Raw genomic sequence first — 16,386 nt, 5'->3', positions numbered from 1 at the left:
TGGTTGTCAAGGGGTGCTCCGACCGCTTATCCACAGCCCCCTCCTAGACTGGGCTACCTCATGAGCGACCTCTCCTATGCCGAGGTATCGGCACGGCTTCAGCAGCGCTGGCCGGAGCACAAGATCGAACCGTCCCTCGAGCGCGTCCGGCGGCTGGTCGAGCTGCTCGGCGATCCGCAGCGGGCGTACCCGGTGGTGCATCTGACGGGGACGAACGGCAAGACGTCGACTGCCCGGATGATCGACAGCCTGTTGCGCGCGGCCGGCCTCCGCACCGGACGGTTCACCAGCCCGCATCTGGAGTCGGTCCGCGAGCGCATCACGCTCGACGGCGAGCCGATCAGCGAAGAGCGGTTCGTCGAGGCGTACGAGGAGCTCGCCCCGTACCTGGAGGTCGTCGACGCCGAGCAGGACCACCCGCTGACGTTCTTCGAGGTGATCACCGCGATGGCGTTCGCGGTCTTCGCCGACGCGCCGGTCGACGTCGCGGTGATCGAGGTCGGCCTGGGCGGGAGCTGGGACGCGACCAACGTCGCCGACGGGACCGTCTCGGTGATCACCCCGGTCGCGGTCGACCACGCGCATCTGCTCGGTGCCGATCCGGTCACGATCGCGGGCGAGAAGTCCGGCATCATCAAGCCCGGCGGTACGGCGGTGATGTCCCAGCAGAGCCTCGAGGTCTTCGAGGTGCTGCTGCGCCGGTCCGCCGAGGTGGGCGCTCAGGTCGCGCGGGAGGGCATCGAGTTCGGCGTGGTCAGCCGTACACTCGCGGTCGGCGGGCAGGTGCTTTCGATCAAGGGCCTCGGCGGCGAGTACGACGAGCTGTTCGTACCCCTGCACGGTGAGTACCAGGCGCACAACGCCGCCACCGCGGTTGCCGCGGTCGAGGCGCTGTTCGGCGCCAGCCCGGAGACCGAGGGCCGCGTCACGACGGAACTGCTGCAGGCCGGGTTCGAGCAGGTCACCAGCCCGGGCCGGATGGAGGTCGTGCGGCAGAGCCCGACCATCGTCGTCGACGCCGCGCACAACCCGCACGGTGCGGAGGCGACCGCAGCAACGGTCTCCGAGGTCTTCCAGTTCCAGCCGCTGATCGGCGTCCTCGGCTGCATGAAGGACAAGGACGTGTACGGGCTGCTGGAGGCGTACGAGCCGATCATGGAAACCGTGGTGTGTACGCGGAACAGCTTCGTCGAACGCTCGATGCCGGCCGAGGAACTGGGTGAACTGGCTGCCGAGGTGTTCGGTGAGGACCGCGTACTGGTCCGGCCGCATCTGATCGACGCGATCGACGACGCGATCCGGCTGGCCGAGGAGAATGCGGTCGCACTCGGCTCCGGCGGCGTCCTGGTCACCGGCTCGGTGATCACTGCCGGCGAGGCCCGCGCCCTGCTGGTCCGCAAGCCGAGGTCCGACCAGCCGACCGGCCTGCACCTGGCCGGGGACGAGCTCAGCGGGGACGAGCTGAGCGGGGACGAGCTGAGCGGGGACGAGCTGAGCGGGGACGAGCTGAGCGGCGATGAGCAGCCGGAGGGTGAGCCGCGGTGAGGTCGCTCGCTTCGATCGTGCTGGCGTTCGAGTCGATCGTGCTCGCACTCGTCACGCCGGTGATGATCTCGGTCGCGAACGTCCGTCCGGCGGTCGCGGTCCCGGTCTGCCTGGGGCTGTTCCTGCTGGCGCTGATCTCGGCCGGGCTGCTGCGGTTCCAGGCGGGCTACGTCCTCGGTTCGATCGTCCAGGTCGGCGCGGTCGGCCTGGGTTTCGTCGTACCGGTGATGTTCGTCCTCGGCATCGCCTTCGCCGCCTTCTGGGTGGCCGCCATCGTCCTCGGCCGCCGGATCGAAGAGGCAAAGAAGGCCAACGAGCAGCTAGGCTCATCCGCCCCGACTACTTCTAGAGAGAGTTGACAGATGTCGCAGCGAACCCTGGTCCTGCTGAAGCCCGACACGGTCCGCCGCGGCCTGGTCGGCGAGGTGCTGGGCCGGTTCGAGGCCAAGGGCCTCCGGATCGTCGCCATGGACCTGCGCACGATCGACGCCGACCTGGCCGACCAGCACTACGCCGAGCACGTGGACAAGGCTTTCTACCCGCCGCTCCGCGATTTCGTCACCAGCGGTCCGCTGGTCGCGATGGTGCTCGAGGGTGACGAGGCGATCGAGGTCATCCGCGCCCTGAACGGCGCCACCGACGGCCGCAAGGCGGCTCCGGGCACGATCCGCGGCGACCTCTCGCTGTCCAACCGCGAGAACCTCGTCCACGGCTCCGACTCCGAAGAATCCGCCTCCCGCGAAATCAAACTCTGGTTCCCCGACCTCCCCTGAATCTGCAGCTGGACAGTACGTATACGTGTGCTAGCTGCGCGGGCGCGCCTTGGAGCCGCCTGGATTGTCCACCAGTGGACGCATACGTACTGTCCAGCCGCCGGTCTTCTCCGCTGCTGAAGGCCGCTGCGGACTGCAGGTGAAGGGACGGATACGATAAGTGCTTGGGCGGACGTGGTCGTGTCGGTCCACGGGCTGAGGGCGGGTCGCGCTTAGCCTGGTCGGGGACCGAGTGGGAGGTGCCGCGGTGGCGAACAGCATGCTCGGCCGCGACATGGCGGTCGATCTCGGGACGGCGAACACGCTGGTGTACGTCCGCGGCCGGGGCGTCGTGCTGAACGAGCCGTCGGTGGTCGCGACCCGGACGGACGAGCCGCGGGAGGCGGTCGCGTTCGGGCACGAGGCGAAGAAGATGATCGGCCGGACGCCGGGCAACATCACCGCGATCCGGCCGCTGAAGGACGGCGTGATCGCCGACTTCGACGCCGCCGAGCAGATGCTGCGGTACTTCATCCAGCGCGTGCACCGGCGGCGGTACTTCGCCAAGCCGCGGATCGTGGTCTGCGTACCGTCGGGCATCACCGCGGTCGAGCAGCGTGCGGTCCGGGACGCCGGGTACATGGCCGGCGCGCGCAAGGTGTACATCATCGAGGAACCGATGGCGGCCGCGCTCGGGTCGAACCTCGAGGTCCGGGACGCCACCGGCAACATGGTGGTCGACATCGGCGGTGGGACCACCGAGGTCGCGGTGATCTCGTTCGGCGGCATCGTCACCAGCCAGTCGATCCGGGTGGCCGGTGACGCCATCGACAAGGCGATCGTGAACTACTGCAAGAAGGAGTTCTCGCTGCTGCTCGGCGAGGCCACCTCGGAGCAGATCAAGATGACGATCGGGTCGGCGTTCCCGACCACCGACGGGCCGGACAGCGAGATCCGCGGCCGGGACATGGTCTCCGGTCTGCCGCGGACCGTGAAGGTGTCCTCGGCGGACATGCGGCAGGCGATCGAGGAGCCGATCACGGCGATCGTCGACGCGGTCAAGGCGACGCTGGACAAGACCCCGCCGGAGCTGGCCGGTGACATCGTCGACCGCGGCATTGTGCTGACCGGTGGTGGCGCGCTGCTGAAGGGGATGGACGAGCGGCTGCGGCACGAGACCGGAATCCCGATCCACGTCGCGGAGAACCCGCTGGACGCGGTCGTGCTCGGTGCCGGCAAGTGCGTCGACAACATCGAGACCCTCAACCGCATCCTGGTCACCGACAACCGGCGCTGAGACTCCACCGATGCTCAAAGACCTCGGTACCCCGGCCCGGAGCGCGATCCGGTCGGCGGGTACGCCCCTGCGCTCAGCCGGATTGCCCCGGGAAATCCGCCGTCGCCGGACCGTCCTGGTGCTGGTGATCCTGGCCAGTCTCACTTTGATCGTGCTCGATGCCCGCCGCTCGGCCGGTTCGCCGGTGGAGCCGTTGCGCTCGGCCGCGGCGAGTGTGTTCGGCCCGCTGGAGTCGACCGCGAGCGAGGCCCGGCAGCCTGTGGACAACCTCCGCGACCGATTCGCCGAAGTGGATAGGTTGAAGGCAGAGAATGAAAAACTGAAAAGTGCCAATGAAGATCTGACCCGGCAGCTGAACACCTCCGACTACGCCCGCAGCCGGGCGCAGGAGCTGGACAAGCTGCTCAAGGTGGCGCCGGCGTTCACGATGACGCCGGCCCGGGTGATCGGGATCGGCAGCGCGCAGACCTTCAACCACACGGTCACGATCGACGCCGGTACGGCTGATGGCGTGCGGCCGGACATGACGGTGATGAACGGGACCGGTCTGGTCGGCCGGGTGGTGCGGACCACCCAGGGGACCGCGACCGTGCTGCTGATCGGCGACCGCAACTCGACCGTGGGCGGCCGGCTGAACGCGACGATGGCGCTCGGCTTCGTCTCCGGGCGGGGCGACGTGGCCGGCACCCTCGACTACAAGCTGGTCGACCCGAAGGCGCGGCCGAAGGTCGGCGACCGGATCGTCACCTGGGGCTCCACCGGCGACGCGCCGTACGTACCTGGTGTCCCGATCGGCGTCGTCACCTCGGTGACGCCGAACGAAGGCGCCCTCGGCTCCACCGCGACCATCAAGCCGTATGTCGATCCGACCCGGATCGACACCGTCGGCGTGGTGACCGGCCCACCGGCCCGGCCACCGCGTACTCAACTAGGGAAGGGGAACTGACCACGTGATCGCACTACGCATCGGCCTGGCGGCCCTTTTCCTGATGGTCGCCGTAACCGTGCAGACCTCCGTCCTGTCGAACATCGCCGTCGCCGGGGTGACATGTGACCTGACGCTGATCGTGGTGATCGCGCTGGCGCTGTCGCGCGGGCCGGAGTGGGGCGCGATCGCCGGATTCGCCGGCGGTCTGCTGCTCGACATCGTTCCGCCGGCCGATCACACCGCCGGCCGCTGGGCGCTGTCGCTGGCGATCGCGGGGTATGTCGCCGGCGTGATCCGCCGGCAGAACTCGAGCGGTCCGGTCGGCCCGCTCGGCGTCGCGCTGACGGTCGTGCTCGGGACAGCGATCTCCTTCTTTCTGTACAGCGCGACCGGCTCGCTCCTGCACGACCCGTCGGTCGACTGGGGTCAGTTCGGTGTGCGGCTGGGCATTTCCGCCGGGTACGACGTGGTCGGCGCGATCGTGGTGATCCCGCTGGTGATGTGGATCATGGGTCGCGTACAGCCTGCGCGTGAGCGACGGGTCGCGCCGTGAACTGGGACGGCTTCGAAGCGCCGCTGAAGGCACGGTTGCGGTTGATGGTGATCGGCGTGCTGGTCTTCTCACTGCTCTGCACGCTGTTCGCCCGGCTCTGGTACATGCAGGTGATGTCGGGCGCCGACTACACCCAGGCGGCGACCGCGCAGCACATCCGGAAGGTTCTGGTTCCGGCGCCGCGCGGCACGATCGTGGACTCGCAGGGCCGCACGCTGGTCGGCAACCGGGTCTCGCTGATGATCACGGTCGACCGGTCGGTGCTGGCGAAACTGCCACAATCGCAGCAGAACGTCGTACTCGCCCGGCTGGCGAAGGTGCTCGGCCAGAAGCCGGCCGACCTGAAGGCGCGGACGATGCTCTGCGGCGAGCCGGGTGCGTCGAAGCCGCCGGCCTGCTGGAACGGTACGCCGTACCAGCCGATCCCGGTCGCGAAGGACGTCAGCGAACAGGTGGCGATCGAGGTGATGGAGCGCCGCGAGGACTTCCCGGGCGTCTCCGCCGACTCGCAGACCCTGCGCGCGTACCCGGAGCCCTACAAGGTGAACGCGGCGCACATCCTCGGGTACCTGTCGCCGATCACCACCGAAGAGCTCGACGAGATGGACAAGGCCGGGCAGGACTCGGTGCCGCACCGGTCCGATCTGGTCGGCCGCGCCGGCATCGAGCGGTCGTACGACGAGCTCCTGCGCGGGACGCCGGGTCAGAAGGACGTGATCGTCGACGCGGTCGGGTACACGACCGGTGTCCAGAAGCAGACCGCGCCGGTTCCGGGCGCGACGCTGGTGAGCACGATCGACTCCCGCATCCAGGCGTCGGTCGAGGCCCAGCTGAAGAACGCGATCATGACCGCGCGGAAGCAGACCGACCCGGTGACGCACCGGAAGTATGTGGCCGATTCGGGTGCCGCGGTGGTGATGGACACGAAGACCGGTCGCGTGGTCGCGATGGCCAGCTACCCGACGTACGACCCGGGGGTCTGGGTCGGCGGGATCAGCCAGCGCGAGCTGGACGCCCTCTACTCGGCCAAGTCCGGTACGCCGCTGGTGTCCCGCGCGCTGCAGGCACAACTCGCGCCGGGATCGACGTTCAAACCGATCACCACCGCGGCCGCGATGGGCGCCGGGTACAGCCCGAAGACCCGGCTGGACTGCTCGTCGTACTTCGAGGTCGGCAACCGTAGGTTCAAGAACTACGAGTCCGCGTCGTACGGGATGATCGGGTTCGACCAGGCGCTCGCGCTGTCCTGCGACACGTTCTTCTACCGGATCGCGTACGCGCTCTGGCTGAAGGAGGGCGGTAACTCCAGCGACATCAACACCCGTGATCCGCTGGTGGAGATGGCGCAGAAGTTCGGTCTGGGGACGCCGACCGGGGTCGATCTGCCCGGTGAGGTGAGTGGCCGGATCGCGGACCGGAAGTGGAAGAAGACCTACTACGACTCGCAGAAGGACTACTACTGCAAGCTGGCGAGCAACCCGCCCGCGGGCACCTCGGCGTTCTTGAAGCAGTTCTCCCGCGAGTTCTGCGTCGACGGGTACAAGTACCGGGCCGGTGACGCGGTGAACTTCGCGATCGGCCAGGGCGACACGATCGTCACCCCGCTGCAGCTGGCAACCGTGTACTCGGCCCTGTCGAACGGTGGCACCTTGTACGAGCCGCGCGTGGTGCAGTCGTGGATCGGCGCGAACGGCAAGTCGCACCAGATCAAGCCGACCGCGAAGGCGAAGCTCCCGGTCCCGGCGAACACCCTGCGCTACATCGACAACGCCTTGAAGCAGACCACCTTGACCGGTACGGCGGCGTGGAAGTTCCAGGGCTTCCCGCTGACCCAGATCCCGATCCGCGCCAAGACCGGTACGGCCGAGGTGTACGGGAAGCAGACCACGTCCTGGCTCGCGTCGTACAGCGACCGGTACGCGGTCGTGATGATGATCAGCCAGGCGGGTACGGGTTCCGGCGCCGGTGGTGACGCGGTCCGCAAGATCTACGAGACGCTGTACAACATCAAGCCCACCCCGCCGCCCGGTAAGCAGCCGGGGCAGTGAGGAGCCGGGCATGGCGTTGCTGACTCCGATCCGGACCAGGCCGCGGATGGACCGCCGGTCGACCGTGTGGCACGTGGACTGGGTGCTCGTACTGTGCGTGGTCGCGCTGTCCTTCATCGGCGCGATGCTGATCTGGTCGTCGACCCACAACCGGACCACGCTCACCGGCGGCAACCAGTACGCGTTCCTGGCCCGGCACGCGCTGAACTTCGCGATCGGTCTGGTGCTCGCGGTCGGTGCCGCGATCACCGATCATCGCCGGGTCCGGATCCTGGCGCCGGTACTGTACGCGGGCTCGATCGTCGGACTGATCCTGGTGCTGGTTCCGGGCGTCGGTTCGACCATCAACGGCTCCCGGTCGTGGATTCACCTGCCTGGCATGTCGATCCAGCCGAGTGAGTTCGCCAAGCTCGCGGTGATCGTCGGGATGGCGCTGCTGATCGCCGAGAAGGGCGAGACCGACCGGAACGAGAACGCCCGGACCGTCGACGTCGCGCAGGCGATCGGGGTCGCCGCGATCCCGGTGATCCTGGTGATGCTGCAGCCGGACCTGGGCACGGTGATGGTGCTCGGCTCGATCGTGTTCGGGATCATCGCCGTCTCCGGGGTACCGAAACGATGGATGCTCGGCCTGCTCACCGCGGGCGTGCTGGTCGCGGCGATCGCGATCGAGCTGCATGTGCTGAAGACGTACCAGCTCGAACGCTTCACCGCCTTCCTGCATCCGTCCACGGACCCGCAGGGCATCGGGTACAACGTGAACCAGGCCCGGATCGCGATCGGCAACGGCGGCGTGTTCGGGCAGGGGCTGTTCCACGGCGGCCAGACGCAGAATGCGTTCGTCCCCGAGCAGCACACCGACTTCGTCTTCACGGTCGCGGGGGAGGAGCTCGGGCTGATCGGCGCCGGCGCGATCATCGCGCTGTTCGCGGTGATCCTGTTCCGGGGCCTGCGGATCGCGGTCACCGCGCGGGACGCGTTCGGCCGGCTGGTGGCGACCGGGATCGTCTGCTGGTTCGCGTTCCAGGCGTTCGAGAACATCGGGATGACGCTCGGCATCATGCCGGTCACCGGCCTGCCGCTGCCGTTCGTGTCGTACGGCGGCTCGTCGATGTTCGCCTGCCTGCTCGCGGTCGGCCTGCTGGAGAACATCCACCTCCGCTCCCACAGCTACTGACCGGAAGACCTGAGCAGTCAGGTACGCTGCACCCTGCTCGCCGCCTTGAGCCTCTTCCGGAAGGTCCGCATGACCAGGATCGTCTCGTTCGCGCTCGCTGCTGTTCTTGGGTTGTCGCTTGCCTCGTGTGGCAGTGAGGACAAGGAGAGCGCCGGCGCGCCGGCCAGTACGCCGAGTCCCACCGCGGTCCCGTCGAGTACGTCCGGTGTGCCGGTGACCCGGACCGAAGTGGAGCTGACGAAGGCGCTGCTCGAGCTGGCCGACCTGCCGAGTGGATTCTCCGAGGACAAGGAGGATTCGGCCGACGGCACGAAGCCGTTCTCGTCGCCGAGCGACCGCTGCAAGACGCTGGTGAAGTACCTGAACGCCACCAAGGCGCCCGGCTCGAAGGCCAGCGCGGCCCGTACGTTCACCGGCGGCCAGGAAGGTCCGTACATCGACTACGTCCTGGACTCGATGGGGACGGCCGACGAGGTCGGCGACCTGCGCGAGTCGTACGCGAAAGCCGTCGGCAACTGTTCGAAGGTGTCGCTGAAGACCAAGGGCGCGGGCAATACGTCGATGAAGGTCGAGGAGATCACCGCACCCGCGTACGGGACGAAGCCGTTCGCGTTCCGGCTGACCGGTACGAGCGGCTCGAAGCGCGGGCTCGAGTACACCGCGGCCGTCACCGGCGTAGGTGATGTGATGATCTCGGTCAGCATCCTCGCCGGCCAAGGCACCGAGCTGGAGCCGGCCACCGAAACCGCGGTGGTCAAGGTCCGCCACACCCTGCAGATCTCCTGAGCCCCTTGCCGATCTTCTGAAGCCCTGCGGATCTCCTGAGCGTTGCTGCTCTCCTGATCAGGACGATTCGAGGATCTCGGCCAGCCGGAGTGTGTCGGCCAGGTACCGGTCGTACGGGAAGTCCTCCGCCTGCAGCGCTCGGCGGAGCGCGTCCGCGAGCGGTTTGCCAATGGTGTGGTACGCCGTCCGGCCTGCCGGCGTGAGCTCGACCAGCCGCCGCCGCGCATGCTGCGGGTCTTGAGTGATGCGGACCAAGCCCTTCTCCTCCAGCGGCCGCAGCGCCCGGCTGACCGCCGGGTCCGAAACGCCGAGCACCTGAGCCAGCCGATGCTGCGTCGCCGGCTCCACATCCTCCACCGATCCCAGCAACCGCAGCTGGCTGTACGTCAGCCCGCCCTCCTCGCCGCCCTGTTTGCGCGCGGCGTCGCCGAGCAACGCCACCACTCGGTGCAGCAGATCCCCAAGTCCGTCGTCCACAGGGGCCACTGTACATGAGTGTTGACGAGTTAATATTAACCATGCAACATTGAAGTCATGGACACCACGACCTACCTGATCAAGACGTGTACGCCGCTGCTCTGGATCGTGATCGCCTGTGCCGGGGCACTGCTCCGGTCCCGCGACGTCGACGATCGGTCCGCCAGGTTGGAGATCTGGCTGCGCTGGTGGGCGATCGCGGCCCTCGGCTGCGGCAGCCTGTGGATGACGCTGTCGTTCCTGGCCATCGGCAACTACATGGCGGACACGATCGGCTTCGTCAGGAGCCCGTTCCAGTTCGAGATCGCCTTCGCCAACCTGGCGCTGGCCGTCGCCGCGTTCCGGGCCGCGTCCGGTTCCGCGCGGGAGCGGCTGACGGTCGGGCTGGTCGCGGCGGTTTTCCTCTGGGGTGCCACGATCGGCCACGTCTACCAATGGTTCGCGCACGGTGACCACCAGCCCGGCAACGGCGGCGGCATTCTCGTGTACGACGTCGGCATCCCCGCGGTGATGATCCTGCTCGCCGTCGCCCAGTCCCGCGCGCGAGTACCCGCGCCAGCCCTTGCGTGACCGCTGTCACACCAGCCAGTGTCACGCCCGACACCGCCGGGCCCGTCGTGTCGGTATGGAAGAGCGGATGAACTTCAGCAAGGTCTCGCCGCGCGGCTTCCGGGCCGTGTATGGCGTGGAGAACTACGTGCAGAGCGTTCTGGACCACACGTTGCTGCACCTGATCAAGGTCCGTGCGTCGATGCTCAACGGCTGCGCGTACTGCCTGAACATGCACACCACCGACGCCCTGAAGGAAGGCGAAACCAGCCAGCGCCTGTTCGGACTGGCTGCCTGGCGGGAGTCGTCGTTCTACGACGAGCGCGAGAGGGCCGCGCTGGCGCTGACCGATGCGGTCACGATCCTCGAGCGCACCGGCGTACCCGATGACGTGTGGGACGGAGTCGTGGAGCACTTCGGCGAGGAGGGCGCCGCGAATGTTTTGCTCGCGATTGGCACCATCAACCTGTGGACCCGTCTGAACGTCGCGACCAGGAGGCAACCGGACCTCGCCGGGTGACGGTGCTGGAGGAGTACCAGTCGGCGCGCGGCATGCTCGCGGGCCTGGCGTACCGGTTGCTCGGCAGCATGCACGACACGGAGGACGTGCTGCAGGAGGCGTACGTACGCTGGTCCGCCGCCGATCGCACCGACGTCGCCGAGCCGCGCCGCTACCTGACCCGGGTGGTGACGCGGCTGGCGATCGACGTACTCCGAACGCGAAAGGCACGCCGCGAGAGCTATGTCGGCGAATGGCTCCCGGAACCGGTGCCCGCGACCGCGCTCGACCTCGACGACGTGTCGATGGCGCTACTGCACCTCATGGAGCGGCTGACCCCGCCGCAACGGGCCGTGTACGTACTGCGCACCGCCTTCACGCTCCCGTACGAGGAGATCGCGGAGATCCTGGACCGTACGCCGGAGGACTGCCGGCAACTGCACCGCCGGGCGCTGCGTTCGGTCGACGAAGAGCCGCGATTCGAGCCGTCGGCCGATGAACAACGCCGGCTGCTGCTGGACTTCGTCGCCGCCGCCCGGGACGGCGACCTGCCCCGGCTCGAATCGATGCTCAAGGCAACGGCCACCTCGTACACCGACGGCGGCGGCCTGCGCCGGACGGCGCGCAAACCGGTGACCGGCCGGGACCGGGTGGCGACGTTCTTCGCCCACATCTACGCCCCGCCCGAGTTCAGCGCGACCCCGATCGACCTCGTCACCGGCCCGGCCGTCCACGTCATCGTCCGCGGCCGGCCGCACATCCTGACCCTGGATTGCGACGCGGACGGCATCGCCACCATCCGCGTCCTCGCCAACCCCGACAAGTTACAGAGGGTGTCTGAGACACCCTCTCAGCGATAGAGCGGTAAGGCTCCGGTCACGGAGTCGACGGCCGAGCGTGGGCCGTACAGCGCCAGGCCCAGGTATTCGATGTCCTCCGGCTTCGTCCCGCTCAGCGTCGTGGACATCTGGTCGTACGTGCGCGCCTGCTGGGCGACTTGGTGCATGTCGTGGATGGTGATTTCGGCGTACGTCGCGGCGCGGGCGCGCAAGGACGCGAGCTTGGCGGCGGGCGCGCGGAGTACCGGAATCGGATAGACGCACATCCCGGTGTGGGCCGCGCCGGAGCCGTCGACGGTGTCCGGGCCGACGCAGTCTTCGTGATGGCTACCGAGGCCGACCCCGAGTAGCGCGGCGGTGTTGAGGGCCTCGCCGGGCGGAGCTTCGTTCGCGATCACCAGGACCATCTTGTTCGTCAGCACGCCGGTGAAGGTAGTCCAGTGCGCGGAAGATTGGCGTACGCTCCGAACATCGTTCGGTGAATCTGCAAAACTGGGAGATGTGGACGAACTTGATACGGCGCTGCTGCGGATGCTGCAGAACGACGCCCGCCGGACCAACCGGGAGATGGCGGCCGAGCTCGGGATCGCGCCGTCGACCTGCCTGGAGCGGATTCGCGGCCTGCGCGACCGCGGCGTGATCAGCGGGTACCACGCGGCCGTCGACCTGAAGGCGATCGACCGGTCCACGCAGGCGATCATCTCGATCAAGCTCCGGCCGCAGGCGATGGCGGTCGCGACCTCGTTCGAGGCATACGTGATGGAGCTGCCGCAGACGCTCGCCATGTTCATGGTGTCCGGCGGCGTGGACTTCCTCGCCCATGTCGCGGTCAAGGACACCGAGGCGCTGCGCGACCTGGTCCTGGCGCTGGCGAAACGGCAGGAGATCGCCGACATTCGCAGTTCGGTCGTCTTCGAGCACCAGCGGCGGACGACGATCATGCCGCTGACTTCGTAGGGTAGGGGACATGCGACTCAACTACGTGGAGACCGGTCCGGCCGAGGCGCCCGTGGTGCTGCTCGGCTCGTCGCTCGGCGCCGACCACCGGATGTGGGCGCCGCAGCTGGACGTACTGTCCAAGCGCTTCCGGGTGGTGGCCTTCGATCACCGCGGGCACGGTGAGTCCGAGGCGCCCGATGGCCCGTACACGATCGAGGACCTCGGCGGCGATGTCCTGGAGTTGCTGGACACGCTCGGTGCGGAGCAGGCGTCGTACGTCGGGATCTCGCTCGGCGGCGCGGTCGGCTTGTGGCTGGCCGAGAACGCGCCGGAGCGGTTCCACCGGTTCGCGATCATCTGCCCGCCGTCCAATCCGGCCGCGAATCCACAGCAATGGACCGAGCGCGCCGCGCAGGTACGCGCCGAAGGCACCAAGGCGATCGCCGACGCCACGCTGGGCCGCTGGTTCCTGCCTGACTTCACCGAGATCGCGCCCATCCGCGAGATGCTCCTCGCCTGCCCGGCCGAGGGCTACGCCGCCTGCTGCGAGGCGCTGAGCACGACCAATCTGGTCCCTGACCTCGCCACCATCACTGCCCCAGTGCTCCTGATCACCGCCGACTCCGACACCTCCGTCCCACCGGAAACCGTCGTCCCGCTGGCCGCCCAGATCCCCGGCGCCCACCTGGAAATCGTCGAAAACGCCGCCCATCTGGTCACCTACTCCCACCCCGACCTCGTCAACCCCCTACTCCTGGCCCACCTCGCCTGAGCCTGCGATTCCAGCGTGCGTGACTCGCGGCGTTAGTCTGGTAAGCGCTCTGATCGCTGACTGGAAGTGGCTATGACTGTCGAATCGCTGTTCCCCCGCCTGGAGGCGCTGCTGCCGGGTGTGCAGAAGCCGATCCAGTACGTCGGTGGTGAGTTGAACTCCGTCAGCAAGGAGTGGGACGCGGTCAGTGTCCGCTGGGCCCTGATGTACCCGGACGCGTACGAGGTGGGACTGCCCAACCAGGGCGTCCAGATCCTGTACGAAGTGCTGAACGAGCGGGATCACATCCTGGCCGAGCGGACGTACTCGGTCTGGCCGGACATGGAACAGATGATGCGGGACAGCGCGATCCCGCAGTTCACGCTCGACTCGCACCGGCCGGTGCGTGCGTTCGACGTGTTCGGGCTGTCGTTCTCGACCGAGCTCGGGTACACGAACATGCTGACCGCGCTGGACCTGGCCGGCATCCCGCTGCACGCCGTCGACCGGACCGACGAGGACCCGATCGTGCTGGCCGGCGGGCACGCGGCGTTCAACCCGGAGCCGATCGCGGACTTCGTCGACGCCGCGGTGATGGGCGACGGCGAGGAGATCGTGCTGGCGATCTCCGAGGTGATCCGGGAGTGGAAGGACGAGGGCCGCCCCGGTGGCCGGGACGAGGTGCTGCTCCGGCTGGCGAAGTCCGGTGGCGTGTACATCCCGAAGTTCTTCACCGTCGACTACCTTCCGGACGGCCGGATTCAGCGCGTCACGCCGAACCGCCCCGGCGTACCGTTCCGGACCGCGAAGCACACCGTGATGGACCTGGACGCGTGGCCGTACCCGAAGAAGCCGCTGGTACCGCTGGCCGAGACCGTGCACGAGCGGTTCTCGGTGGAGATCTTCCGCGGCTGTACGCGTGGCTGCCGGTTCTGCCAGGCGGGCATGATCACCCGGCCGGTGCGTGAACGCAGCATCACCACGATCGGCGCGATGGTCGAGAACGGGCTGAAGCAGTCCGGGTTCGAGGAGGTCGGGCTGCTCAGCCTGTCATCCGCCGACCACAGCGAGATCGCGGAGGTGGCGAAGGGCCTCGGCGACCAGTACGAGGGCAGCAACGTCTCGCTGTCGCTGCCGTCGACCCGGGTCGATGCCTTCAACATCACGCTGGCGAACGAGTTCTCCCGCAACGGCCGGCGCAGTGGGCTGACGTTCGCGCCCGAGGGCGGGTCCGACCGGATGCGCAAGGTGATCAACAAGATGGTCACCGAAGAGGACCTGATCCGTACCGTCGCCGCCGCGTACAGCCACGGCTGGCGGCAGGTGAAGCTGTACTTCATGTGTGGTCTGCCGACCGAGACCGACGAGGACGTCCTCGCGATCGCGGACCTGGCGAAGAAGGTCATCGCGACCGGGCGCGAGGCGTCCGGCCGGCGGGACATCCGCTGCACGGTGTCGATCGGCGGGTTCGTACCGAAGCCGCACACGCCCTTCCAGTGGGCCGCGCAGCTCGGCTCGGAAGAGACCGACGCGCGGCTGGCGAAGCTCGGCGCGGCGATCCGGGCGGACAAGAACTACGCGAAGGCGATCGGTTTCCGGTACCACGACGGCAAGCCCGGCATCATCGAAGGCCTGCTGTCCCGCGGCGACCGCCGCATCGGCCGCGTGATCGAGGCGGTCTGGCGCGACGGCGGGCGCTTCGACGGGTGGAGCGAGCACTTCTCGTACGACCGGTGGATCGAGTGCACGGCGAAGGCGCTCGCCGGGGAGCCGGTCGACCTTGCCTGGTACACGACGCGGGAGCGCGAGTACGCCGAGGTGCTGCCGTGGGACCACCTGGATTCGGGGCTGGACCGCGACTGGCTGTGGGAAGACTGGCAGGACTCGCTCGAGGAGGACGGCGCGATCGAGGTGGAGGACTGCCGCTGGACCCCGTGCTTCGACTGCGGCGTCTGCCCGCAAATGGGCACCGAAATCCAAATCGGCCCCACCGGCAAAAAACTCCTCCCACTGTCAGTCGTCTGACCCCCGCCCCGCCCCCGCCCCGCCCCCGCCCCGCCCAACTCGGCCCCCGCCCCGCCCCGCCCCAACTCGGCCCCCGCCCCGCCCAACTCGGCCCCCGCCCCGCTCCGCTCCGCTCCGCCCCGCCGTGCCCTTTGCGCTCTTGCCATTTGAGGGGTCAACCCCTCGTGTTGTGCCTTCACCACCCGCATGCGAGTGGTGAAGGCACAAGGCCGGTGGTTAACCCCGCAAATGACAGCCGCGGCTTGGCTGGGGTCAGTTGCAGTAGTACGCCGGGGTGGGGGTTGTCTCGGTTTGGGATTGCCAGTGGGCGACGCCGATGTAGTACCCGCAGCCGGTGCCGCCGTCGAACCAGGCGCCGCCGCCGGAGTACGCGTACGTCTCGGCGACCGTGCTGAACGGGCCGGAGGCGCTGGCGCCCTTCTGTAGCTCCACGCGGACCTCGGTGACGCTGTTCGAGCACCCTTCCAGACCGACGGCGACGAACAGCATCGACGCCGAGTAGCCGACCGACTTGGCTGTCACCAGGTCACACGCGGCCGTGGACGCCGGTGCCGCCTGGGCCGGTGCGGCCACGATCAGTCCGGCTGCTGCCGCGGCGGTTGCGGCTACCGCGCTTACGAGCTTCCTCATCTGCACACCCTCCGGTTGAAAACCTACAGAGAGTCAGCAGATTAGGTCATTGAGTAACATCCGTCGACCCCTTCGACCGTACTGAAACCAACCGGCTCGTCAGGCGGTGTACTCGGGCCGCGGCAAGGTGCGGGTGGGTGCCGCTTAGCGCTTCGCGGGCCGGTCAGGTGGATGTCGCTTGGCGCTTCTCGGGCCGGGCAGGTGCAGGTGGGTGTGGCTTGGCGCTTCTCGGGCCGGGCAGGCGCGTATGCGCGCCGCCTCGCGTGATTCGGGTGGTCAGGTGTGGTGTACGGCCGCCGGCCGCTCGGCGTGCTCGAACAGGCTCTCCCCGGTGTGCTGCACAGCCGCGGCCGGCAGCGAACCGACCGCGAAGACCGCAATCGCCACCGCAATCAGCACCGGGCGACGACGCGGCGGCGGCCCCAGCAACGCCCGAACCCGAGCCTCCAAATCACCCCCAGTCGCCCCCACCACCGCCCGATCACCCGTGGTTGCTCCGCCGACCGGCTGGTCACCGGTGGTTGTTCCGCCGACTGGCTGGTCACCGGTGGTTGTTCCGCCGACTGGCTGGTCACCGGTGGTTGTTCCGCC

The 16,386-nt window shown here is 68.3% G+C and carries 19 protein-coding genes; 15 read left to right on the top strand and 4 right to left on the bottom strand.

Going from position 1 to position 16,386, the window contains the following annotated elements; genetic code table 11:
- Window positions 1–60 precede the first annotated feature (60 nt).
- From ABD260_RS30660 to ABD260_RS30620, 9 genes are all read left to right on the top strand, one after another.
- Entirely contained in the window at window positions 61–1,545 is a 1,485-nt protein-coding gene (locus tag ABD260_RS30660) for a bifunctional folylpolyglutamate synthase/dihydrofolate synthase (RefSeq protein WP_344239133.1), read from the top strand.
- The gene (locus tag ABD260_RS30655) at window positions 1,542–1,904 is read left to right on the top strand and encodes a DUF4233 domain-containing protein (RefSeq protein WP_344239131.1); all 363 of its coding nucleotides are present in this window, start codon (window positions 1,542–1,544) and stop codon (window positions 1,902–1,904) included. The genes ABD260_RS30660 and ABD260_RS30655 overlap by 4 nt, the downstream gene beginning before the upstream one ends.
- Window positions 1,905–1,907: 3 nt before the next feature.
- A complete protein-coding gene (gene ndk, locus ABD260_RS30650) occupies window positions 1,908–2,318 on the top strand; it encodes a nucleoside-diphosphate kinase (protein WP_344239129.1) in 411 nt (136 codons plus the stop codon).
- Between the two features lie 247 nt (window positions 2,319–2,565).
- Window positions 2,566–3,594 carry a rod shape-determining protein gene (mreB, locus tag ABD260_RS30645; protein WP_272948512.1) on the top strand — a complete coding sequence of 343 codons (1,029 nt, stop codon included), beginning with the start codon at window positions 2,566–2,568 and terminating at the stop codon, window positions 3,592–3,594.
- Between the two features lie 10 nt (window positions 3,595–3,604).
- Window positions 3,605–4,540: a rod shape-determining protein MreC gene (mreC, locus tag ABD260_RS30640; protein WP_344239127.1), complete on the top strand. Its 936-nt coding sequence runs from the start codon at window positions 3,605–3,607 to the stop codon at window positions 4,538–4,540.
- 4 nt (window positions 4,541–4,544) lie between these two features.
- Window positions 4,545–5,075 (top strand): rod shape-determining protein MreD, encoded by a 531-nt coding sequence (gene mreD / locus ABD260_RS30635; protein ID WP_344239125.1) that lies wholly within the window; start codon window positions 4,545–4,547, stop codon window positions 5,073–5,075.
- Complete coding sequence (gene mrdA, locus ABD260_RS30630; protein ID WP_344239123.1) at window positions 5,072–7,123, top strand: penicillin-binding protein 2; 2,052 nt, start codon at window positions 5,072–5,074, stop codon at window positions 7,121–7,123. The genes mreD and mrdA overlap by 4 nt, the downstream gene beginning before the upstream one ends.
- 10 nt (window positions 7,124–7,133) lie before the next feature.
- A complete protein-coding gene (gene rodA, locus ABD260_RS30625) occupies window positions 7,134–8,300 on the top strand; it encodes a rod shape-determining protein RodA (RefSeq protein WP_344239121.1) in 1,167 nt (388 codons plus the stop codon).
- 69 nt (window positions 8,301–8,369) lie between these two features.
- Window positions 8,370–9,086 carry a hypothetical protein gene (locus ABD260_RS30620; protein WP_344239119.1) on the top strand — a complete coding sequence of 239 codons (717 nt, stop codon included), beginning with the start codon at window positions 8,370–8,372 and terminating at the stop codon, window positions 9,084–9,086.
- A gap of 57 nt (window positions 9,087–9,143) precedes the next feature.
- Here ABD260_RS30620 and ABD260_RS30615 read toward each other — a convergent pair whose 3' ends face one another.
- Entirely contained in the window at window positions 9,144–9,563 is a 420-nt protein-coding gene (locus tag ABD260_RS30615) for a MarR family winged helix-turn-helix transcriptional regulator (protein ID WP_344239117.1), read from the bottom strand.
- A 57-nt stretch (window positions 9,564–9,620) separates the two neighbouring features.
- Here ABD260_RS30615 and ABD260_RS30610 point away from each other — a divergent pair, with 57 nt between their 5' ends.
- From ABD260_RS30610 to ABD260_RS30600, 3 genes are all read left to right on the top strand, one after another.
- Window positions 9,621–10,133 (top strand): DUF6790 family protein, encoded by a 513-nt coding sequence (locus ABD260_RS30610; protein ID WP_344239115.1) that lies wholly within the window; start codon window positions 9,621–9,623, stop codon window positions 10,131–10,133.
- Window positions 10,134–10,200: 67 nt separating this feature from the next.
- The gene (locus ABD260_RS30605) at window positions 10,201–10,632 is read left to right on the top strand and encodes a carboxymuconolactone decarboxylase family protein (protein WP_344239113.1); all 432 of its coding nucleotides are present in this window, start codon (window positions 10,201–10,203) and stop codon (window positions 10,630–10,632) included.
- On the top strand, window positions 10,581–11,471 hold the full coding sequence (locus ABD260_RS30600; protein ID WP_344239111.1) for a sigma-70 family RNA polymerase sigma factor: 891 nt from the start codon (window positions 10,581–10,583) through the stop codon (window positions 11,469–11,471). The genes ABD260_RS30605 and ABD260_RS30600 overlap by 52 nt, the downstream gene beginning before the upstream one ends.
- Here the strand turns inward: ABD260_RS30600 and ABD260_RS30595 are convergent.
- Window positions 11,462–11,872: a DUF2000 domain-containing protein gene (locus tag ABD260_RS30595; protein WP_344239109.1), complete on the bottom strand. Its 411-nt coding sequence runs from the start codon at window positions 11,870–11,872 to the stop codon at window positions 11,462–11,464. The two genes, ABD260_RS30600 and ABD260_RS30595, sit on opposite strands and share 10 nt — an antisense overlap.
- A 79-nt stretch (window positions 11,873–11,951) precedes the next feature.
- Here ABD260_RS30595 and ABD260_RS30590 point away from each other — a divergent pair, with 79 nt between their 5' ends.
- The 3 genes from ABD260_RS30590 (at window position 11,952) to ABD260_RS30580 (ending at window position 15,165) form a co-directional block, all read left to right on the top strand.
- A complete protein-coding gene (locus tag ABD260_RS30590; RefSeq protein WP_344239107.1) occupies window positions 11,952–12,407 on the top strand; it encodes an Lrp/AsnC family transcriptional regulator in 456 nt (151 codons plus the stop codon).
- A 10-nt stretch (window positions 12,408–12,417) separates the two neighbouring features.
- Window positions 12,418–13,161, top strand: coding sequence for a 3-oxoadipate enol-lactonase (gene pcaD / locus ABD260_RS30585; RefSeq protein WP_344239104.1), 744 nt, complete (start codon window positions 12,418–12,420; stop codon window positions 13,159–13,161).
- Between the two features lie 72 nt (window positions 13,162–13,233).
- Window positions 13,234–15,165 (top strand): TIGR03960 family B12-binding radical SAM protein, encoded by a 1,932-nt coding sequence (locus ABD260_RS30580; protein WP_344239102.1) that lies wholly within the window; start codon window positions 13,234–13,236, stop codon window positions 15,163–15,165.
- Between the two features lie 252 nt (window positions 15,166–15,417).
- Here the strand turns inward: ABD260_RS30580 and ABD260_RS30575 are convergent, their stop codons facing one another.
- Together ABD260_RS30575 and ABD260_RS30570 are read right to left on the bottom strand one after the other, a co-directional pair.
- A complete protein-coding gene (locus tag ABD260_RS30575) occupies window positions 15,418–15,795 on the bottom strand; it encodes a hypothetical protein (protein WP_344239100.1) in 378 nt (125 codons plus the stop codon).
- A gap of 276 nt (window positions 15,796–16,071) precedes the next feature.
- On the bottom strand, window positions 16,072–16,386 hold a 315-nt coding region (locus ABD260_RS30570; protein ID WP_344239098.1), incomplete at its 5' end, for a hypothetical protein.

This window comes from Kribbella hippodromi (genome assembly GCF_039531045.1).
GTDB classification, from domain to species: Bacteria; Actinomycetota; Actinomycetes; order Propionibacteriales; family Kribbellaceae; genus Kribbella; species Kribbella hippodromi.
This window is presented reverse-complemented; position numbering and strand designations above follow the sequence as displayed.

What these genes read in the sequence shown, in the direction of transcription:
- ABD260_RS30660 (WP_344239133.1), top strand. Translation starts at nt 61, where the DNA reads ATGAGCGACCTCTCCTATGCCGAGGTATCGGCACGGCTTCAGCAGCGC.
- ndk (WP_344239129.1), top strand. Translation starts at nt 1,908, where the DNA reads ATGTCGCAGCGAACCCTGGTCCTGCTGAAGCCCGACACGGTCCGCCGC.
- mreC (WP_344239127.1), top strand. Translation starts at nt 3,605, where the DNA reads ATGCTCAAAGACCTCGGTACCCCGGCCCGGAGCGCGATCCGGTCGGCG.
- rodA (WP_344239121.1), top strand. Translation starts at nt 7,134, where the DNA reads ATGGCGTTGCTGACTCCGATCCGGACCAGGCCGCGGATGGACCGCCGG.
- ABD260_RS30620 (WP_344239119.1), top strand. Translation starts at nt 8,370, where the DNA reads ATGACCAGGATCGTCTCGTTCGCGCTCGCTGCTGTTCTTGGGTTGTCG.
- ABD260_RS30610 (WP_344239115.1), top strand. Translation starts at nt 9,621, where the DNA reads ATGGACACCACGACCTACCTGATCAAGACGTGTACGCCGCTGCTCTGG.
- ABD260_RS30605 (WP_344239113.1), top strand. Translation starts at nt 10,201, where the DNA reads ATGAACTTCAGCAAGGTCTCGCCGCGCGGCTTCCGGGCCGTGTATGGC.
- pcaD (WP_344239104.1), top strand. Translation starts at nt 12,418, where the DNA reads ATGCGACTCAACTACGTGGAGACCGGTCCGGCCGAGGCGCCCGTGGTG.
- ABD260_RS30580 (WP_344239102.1), top strand. Translation starts at nt 13,234, where the DNA reads ATGACTGTCGAATCGCTGTTCCCCCGCCTGGAGGCGCTGCTGCCGGGT.
- ABD260_RS30575 (WP_344239100.1), bottom strand. Translation starts at nt 15,795, where the DNA reads ATGAGGAAGCTCGTAAGCGCGGTAGCCGCAACCGCCGCGGCAGCAGCC.